The organism is Mesorhizobium sp. M4B.F.Ca.ET.089.01.1.1 (assembly GCF_004022605.1).
Lineage (GTDB): Bacteria > Pseudomonadota > Alphaproteobacteria > Rhizobiales > Rhizobiaceae > Mesorhizobium > Mesorhizobium abyssinicae.
On record NZ_RZOS01000453.1, the window covers coordinates 1 to 4,374 of the forward strand.

Here is a 4,374-nt window from a genome sequence, read left to right on the forward strand (position 1 = left end):
CCGTTGGCGAACCGCTACGGCGCGCTTCGCTTCGCGCTGTTCTTCGGGGCGACCGGGCTTGCGGCGGTTGCGTTGTTCTTTGCCTTGCATCCGCTCGAGCAGACGCCGCTGGTCGGCGCGTCGGGGGCGATCTCGGGCATGATGGGAGCGGCCGCGCGCTACGGCTTCCGTGTCGATCGCTCGTCCGGCCATGCGGCCTTCGCCGGAGCGCCGCTGCCGATCGGCGCGGTGCTGCGCTCGCGCGGCGTCATGACTTTTCTTGGCGTCTGGATGGTCATCAACCTCGTCACCGGACTTGTCGGCTTTGCTCCCGGCATCGACGGCCAGATCGCCTGGGAGGCCCATATTGGCGGCTTCGTCGCCGGCTTTTTCGGGGTGCGCGTTTTCGACCGCCGCGACCGGACGCCCTGAGCGATCCCTGCTGCGGGCCAAGACGTGAGGTTTCCGAGCGCCATTCTTGCTCCGATTGCATCCCTTCGAAGCCTATTTATTGGAATCTCTCCATCATTCTAATGCTTTGGAACGTTGGCTTACCACCACTTTACACCTTTTCGTCATCTTGCATCGCGCTCCGCCACACGCATACATTGTGGAAAGGAAGCTAGGACGATGTCCAAATCCAACAATCTCGGGAAAGCCGAGGCCGCCATCGCAGGCGATGTTGGCCCCGATACGCAGGCCAAGGATCCTGCGAGCCCTTTGTTCAGCAAGAAACTCTATCAGCAGTGCGCCCTGGTCGCCGGAGCAAGCGGCGGGATTGGCAGATGCATTTCCTTGGCCCTGGCAATGGCTGGGGCGCGTTTATGTCTAGTGGGTCGAGACGAAAGTCGACTAAATTGCACAGCCGATCTCTGCAGGCCGTTTGGGCAACAAGTCAATATCAGGATATGCGATCTAACTGATGAAACAGCGATCAAACAATTGTGTCGTTGTATTGATCGGGCATTCGGCCGCCTTGACATACTGGTTCACTGCGCTGGAATCATAAGTCACGGAAAATTGGAAGAGGCCGCTGCGAAGCAGATCGATTTGCAATATGCCGCCAATGTGCGTGGGCCTCTGGTCCTTACACAGAAAGCGCTGCCTCTCCTTAGGCGACCCAGAGGTCAAATTGTCTTCATCAACTCAAGCGCGGGGCTGACTTGCGCAGCAGGACGAGGCCATTTCGCGGCTACCCAACATGCGCTCAAATCCATTGCCGACACCCTCAGGCAGGAGGTCAATGGGGACGATGTGCGCGTTCTCAGCGTATTTCCGGGCCGCACAGCGACGACCAGAACCGAAAATTTATGTGTGAACGAGGGACGAGCTTTCGAGCCAGATCTGCTACTCCAACCGGAGGATGTCGCCGCAATCGTGATTGATTCACTTACGCTCCCGTGGACCGCCGAGGTAACGGAGATCAGCATTCGGCCGATGAAGAAATCCTACTGAGATAGCGATCCGTCGGACTGCCGCGACGCGGCAGGCCAGACAGGCCGCGCCGCACTTGAAATGCAAACAATCACGGCGCACCATGTTCACCGGAACGTGAATGCCGGTCAGGGCAGGAACCGGCAGCAAAAGCTGAGGAGGACGCCATGACTGTTAAGGCAATTCTCGAGAAGAAGGGCCATGACGTGTTGACGCTCGGGCCGAACGAAAAGCTGAGCGAGGCCATTCGCATCCTGACCGAACACAGGATCGGCGCGCTGGTCATCACCAATGGCGACCACAAGATCGTCGGCATCCTCTCCGAGCGCGATATCGTGCGCGTGCTGGCCAAGGAAGGTGCTGCGGCGCTCGATATTGCGGTGCGTTCGGCGATGACGCCGAAGGTGAAGATCTGCAACGAGAACCACACCGTCAACGAGGTGATGGAGATCATGACCAAGGGCCGCTTCCGCCATCTGCCGGTGGAAAAGGACGGCCTGCTCTATGGCATCGTGTCGATCGGCGACGTCGTCAAGCGTCGCATCGAGGATGTCGAGCGCGAGGCCGAGGAGATCAGGGCCTATATCGCCACCGCCTAGCGGACGCACAGACGATCCGCCGGCCGCTGCCGGTCGGCGGAAGTTGAGGCGCGAACGCCTCTATCTGTTGTCGAGTTCGGCGCGTACGAGTTCGAGCCCGCGCCGGGTGATGCGGTAGGGGCCGCCACCCGACGAGGACACCGCCTTCTTCCGTCTCAGTTTTCGAAAGAGCTCGAGATCGACGCCTGGGTAGCGCCAGCCGTCGCGGGTCAGGCATTGGACCGAAGCGATCTTCTTACTGGCATTCTTTTCCATTTCGATGCGCCCGCCCTGCGCGAGCAGGTGCAGGATGCGCTGTTCAATGCGCGAAATGTCCATCTGGAGAATTCCCGGGAAAACAACAAAAGCCGCCGCCGCGGGATTTCGCGGCACGGGGTTTCAGGTTTTGTCGCCCTGCCTCGCTACGAGGTCAGGGCCTTACCGGGACTGAGCGTAAGTGGACATCCACTCTCCATTGGATGGACGTCCTATAAGCGAAGGCGGCCGAAAAGGCCAGCAAGCGGGCTTTGCGCTTGTCTGATGGAGCGGATTGCACTAGCGAAGGCCAACACCCAAATTCGCGAAAATCGCAAATCTCGCGAGCCAGAAGCGCAGGCCACCATGAGCATCATCGATACCCGCACGCCCGACGCAAAACGCCTGATCCCCGGCGCCACCGGCGACTGGGAAGTCATCATCGGCCTCGAAGTGCATGCCCAGGTCACCTCGGAGGCCAAGCTGTTCTCCGGGGCGGCGACCTCTTTCGGCGCGGCGCCCAATGCCAATGTCAGCCTGGTCGACGCGGCGATGCCCGGCATGCTGCCCGTCATCAATGAGGAATGCGTCAAGCAGGCAATCCGCACCGGCCTCGGCCTGAAGGCCGAGATCAATCACAAGTCGGTCTTCGACCGGAAGAACTATTTCTATCCGGACCTGCCGCAGGGCTACCAGATTTCGCAGTTCAAGCAGCCGATCGTCGGTGAGGGCAAGGTCATCGTCTCGGTTGGCCCGGACCGGCAGGGCGAGTTCGAGGACATCGAGGTCGGCATCGAGCGGCTGCATCTGGAGCAGGATGCCGGCAAGTCGATGCACGACCAGCATCCGACCATGTCCTATGTCGATCTCAACCGTTCCGGCGTGGCGCTGATGGAGATCGTCTCCAAGCCCGACATGCGCTCGGCCGACGAGGCCAAGGCCTATGTGACCAAGTTGCGCACCATCGTGCGTTATCTCGGCACCTGCGACGGCAACATGGACGAAGGCTCGCTGCGCGCCGACGTCAACGTCTCGGTGCGCAAGCCGGGCGGCGACTTCGGCACGCGCTGCGAGATCAAGAACGTCAACTCGATCCGCTTCATCGGCCAGGCCATCGAATACGAGGCGCGCCGACAGATCGCCGTCCTCGAGGATGGCGGCAAGATCGATCAGGAAACGCGGCTGTTCGACCCCAACAAGGGCGAGACGCGTTCGATGCGCTCCAAGGAAGAGGCGCATGACTACCGCTATTTCCCCGACCCGGATCTTCTGCCACTTGTATTCGACCAGGCCTATGTCGACGCGCTGGCCAAGGACCTGCCGGAACTGCCGGACGACAAGAAGGCAAGGCTGATAGCGGCGCTCGGCCTGTCGACCTACGACGCCTCGATCCTGGTGTCGGAAAAGCCGATCGCCGACTATTTCGAGAAGGTGGCTGCCGGGCGCGATGGCAAACTCGCCGCCAACTGGGTCATCAACGATCTGCTCGGCGCCCTCAACAAGGCCGGCAAAGACATCGAAAACGCTCCGGTTTCGCCCGAGCAGCTCGGCGCCGTCCTCGACCTGATCAAGGAAGGCACGATCTCCGGCAAGATCGCCAAGGACCTGTTCGAGATCGTCTGGAACGAGGGCGGCGATCCGCGCGCGCTCGTCGAAAGCCGCGGCATGAAGCAGGTCACCGACACCGGCGCCATCGAGAAGGCGGTGGATGAGGTGATCGCCGCCAATCCGGACAAGGTTGAGCAGGCGCGCGCCAAGCCGACCATGGCCGGCTGGTTCGTCGGCCAGGTGATGAAGGCGACCGGCGGCAAGGCCAATCCGCAGGCCGTCAACGACCTGGTCAAGGCCAAGCTCGGCATCGAATAAAGCGATGTTCGTCCGTACCGCCAGCGAGCGCGATCTTGTTGCGATCCGCGCGCTGCTGGTCGAGACGTGGCACGCGACCTATGACGCCATCTATGGCGTCGAAAGGGTGACGGCGATCACCGACGACTGGCATTCGATCGCCTCGCTGAAGGCGCGGCTGACGCGGCCGAACTCCGAATTCCTGGTCGCCGACGACGGCAAGCGGCTCGGCGGCATGGCTTTCGCCGCCGCCACCACCGACCCGAAGATTGTCCTCCTGCAC

Annotated in this window: 5 protein-coding genes and 1 pseudogene; 5 read left to right on the forward strand and 1 reads right to left on the reverse strand. The window is 61.4% G+C overall.

The genetic code is table 11. The features are described 5' to 3' along the window. From EN780_RS28320 to EN780_RS28330, 3 genes are all read left to right on the forward strand, one after another. Positions 1–411: rhomboid family intramembrane serine protease (locus tag EN780_RS28320; protein ID WP_133372747.1), on the forward strand; the 411-nt coding region annotated here is incomplete at its 5' end. A gap of 198 nt (positions 412–609) precedes the next feature. Further along, the gene (locus EN780_RS28325; RefSeq protein WP_127286791.1) at positions 610–1,434 is read left to right on the forward strand and encodes an SDR family NAD(P)-dependent oxidoreductase; all 825 of its coding nucleotides are present in this window, start codon (positions 610–612) and stop codon (positions 1,432–1,434) included. A 146-nt stretch (positions 1,435–1,580) separates the two neighbouring features. Beyond that, positions 1,581–2,012: a CBS domain-containing protein gene (locus EN780_RS28330; RefSeq protein WP_126054363.1), complete on the forward strand. Its 432-nt coding sequence runs from the start codon at positions 1,581–1,583 to the stop codon at positions 2,010–2,012. Between the two features lie 60 nt (positions 2,013–2,072). Here EN780_RS28330 and EN780_RS28335 read toward each other — a convergent pair whose 3' ends face one another. Beyond that, positions 2,073–2,330 (reverse strand): YjhX family toxin, encoded by a 258-nt coding sequence (locus EN780_RS28335; protein WP_127286790.1) that lies wholly within the window; start codon positions 2,328–2,330, stop codon positions 2,073–2,075. A gap of 282 nt (positions 2,331–2,612) precedes the next feature. Here EN780_RS28335 and gatB point away from each other — a divergent pair, with 282 nt between their 5' ends. Together gatB and EN780_RS28350 are read left to right on the forward strand one after the other, a co-directional pair. Beyond that, positions 2,613–4,112: an Asp-tRNA(Asn)/Glu-tRNA(Gln) amidotransferase subunit GatB gene (gene gatB, locus EN780_RS28345; protein ID WP_127286789.1), complete on the forward strand. Its 1,500-nt coding sequence runs from the start codon at positions 2,613–2,615 to the stop codon at positions 4,110–4,112. Between the two features lie 4 nt (positions 4,113–4,116). Further along, positions 4,117–4,374 (forward strand): annotated as a pseudogene (locus EN780_RS28350) (GNAT family N-acetyltransferase); the annotation flags it as partial.